At 64.3% G+C, this 1,918-nt stretch carries 2 protein-coding genes; both read right to left on the reverse strand.

What is annotated here, in order from left to right:
* The coding region (locus tag EN984_RS32820) for a protease modulator HflC (RefSeq protein ID WP_164765844.1) at positions 1-873 on the reverse strand (873 nt) is incomplete at its 3' end.
* A partial coding sequence (gene hflK, locus EN984_RS32825) for an FtsH protease activity modulator HflK (protein ID WP_127384272.1) occupies positions 873-1,918 on the reverse strand: 1,046 nt, incomplete at its 5' end. The genes EN984_RS32820 and hflK, both read right to left, overlap by 1 nt.

Consider the following 1,918-nt stretch of genomic DNA (forward strand, 5'->3'; position numbering starts at 1 on the left):
GTCAGGATTGCGGAAGAAGCGGAAGAACTCCGAGTTCGGCGACAGCACCATCGTCGTTCCGGTGTTGTCCAGCGCCGTGCCATAGGCATTCATCGACCGGTAGAAGTCGAAGAAGGCCGGATCGCGCTGATAGGCTCCCGCGAAGGTGGCGCTGCGCTGGGCTTCGCCCTCGCCGCGCAGGATTTCCGACTCTTTCTGCGCTTCGGCGACGATCTCGACCACTTCGCGATCGGCGCGGGCGGTGATGCGCTGTGCCGCTTCATTGCCGCGCGCCCTCAGCCGCGCAGCTTCCGCCAGGCGTTCCGCCTTCATGCGGTCGAAGGTCTGCTGCGAGACTTCGGCCGTGAGATCCGTGCGGCGGATACGGACATCCTCGATCTGCAGGCCGAGCGAGGTGGCGTCGGGCCTGAGCTGGTCGCGGACTTCGCGCATCATCACGGTGCGCTGTTCGGAAAGTGCGGCCTCGAAATCACGCAGACCGTAGACACGGCGCAAGGCAGCGTCGAGACGCGTCCTGAGCCGGGCTTCTGCCAGTTCGATCTGACCCGACACGGTGGAGCGGAAGACCCGCGGATCCGAGATGCGGTAGGCGATGAAGGCGTCGACCTCATAGAACTTGCCGCCTGACACCTGGACGCGGATGTTGTCGAGGTCGAAGCGCAGCACCCGGTTCTCGATCAGTTGCACGGTGTCGGCGTCGAAGAACGAGAACGGCGCCTTGAAGTAGATGCCGGGTTCGCTCTTGACGTCGACGATCTCGCCGAACCTGAGCACCAGCGCCTGCTGACGCGCATTGACCACGAAGACCGACGAATAGAGCAGGAACAGGATAACCGCTGCTGCGACGACGATGATGGGAAGACGGTTGGCCATCACTGGTTACCTCCCGTAACGCCACTGGGCGCAGCGGGTGCCGGCGCTTTCGGTTGCAATGCCGGCAGCGGCAGATAGGGAACGACCCCTTGCCCGTTGCCCTGCTCGACGATGACCTTGCTCGAATCCTTCAGAACCTTCTCCATGGTTTCCAGGTAGAGGCGCTTGCGCGTTACATCGGGCGCCTTGGCATATTCGTCATAGACCGAGATGAAGCGCTGGGCCTCACCCTCGGCTTCCTGCACGACCCGGTTCTTGTAGGCGGCCGCGTCTTCGCGAATCTGTGCGGCCTCGCCGCGCGCCTGGCCGAGCTTCTGGTTGGAGTACTGGTTGGCCTGCTCGACGAACTTGTCCTCGTCCTGCTCGGCGCGCTGCACTTCGTCGAACGCATCGGCCACTTCGCGTGGCGGTGCCGCATCCTCGATCGAGACGGCGTTGACGTTGAGACCGGCCTTGTAGCCGTCCAGCGTCGTCTGGATGATTTCACGCACCGAGGCGGCAATGCCCTGGCGGTCGTCGCGGAAGATATCCTGCGCCGGCCGGCGGCCGACGGCTTCACGCATGGCGCTTTCGGCAACCTGCCGCAGCATACCGTCGGGATCGGACACATCGAACAGATATGCGCTCGGGTCGGAGACCTGATAGGCCACCGAGAACTGGACGTTGACGATGTTCTGGTCGCCGGTAAGCATCAGCCCGGACGTGTTGCCACTCGTCGCGCCGCCGCCGCCGATATCGACGAGCTGCTCGGAAATCTTGGCCGTCTCGACGGTTTCGAGCGGCCACCAATGGAAATGCAGGCCAGGCTGCGACAGTTCGGTCTTCGGCTTGCCGAAGCGCAATTCGACCGCGACCTCGTCGGGCTGCACGGTATAAACCGCCTTGAACGCCCACAGCACCACAAGTGCAGCCGCGATCAGCGCGAAGATAGCCGGGCTCGCGCCGCCGCCACCCGGAAGAGCGCGCCGCAGCCGGTCCTGGCCGCGGCGGATGATGTCTTCGAGATCGGGAGGCGAGCCCTGTGGCCCGCTGGGTCCCTTTGGAC

This window comes from Mesorhizobium sp. M7A.F.Ca.CA.004.12.1.1 (genome assembly GCF_003997835.1).
GTDB lineage: Bacteria > Pseudomonadota > Alphaproteobacteria > Rhizobiales > Rhizobiaceae > Mesorhizobium.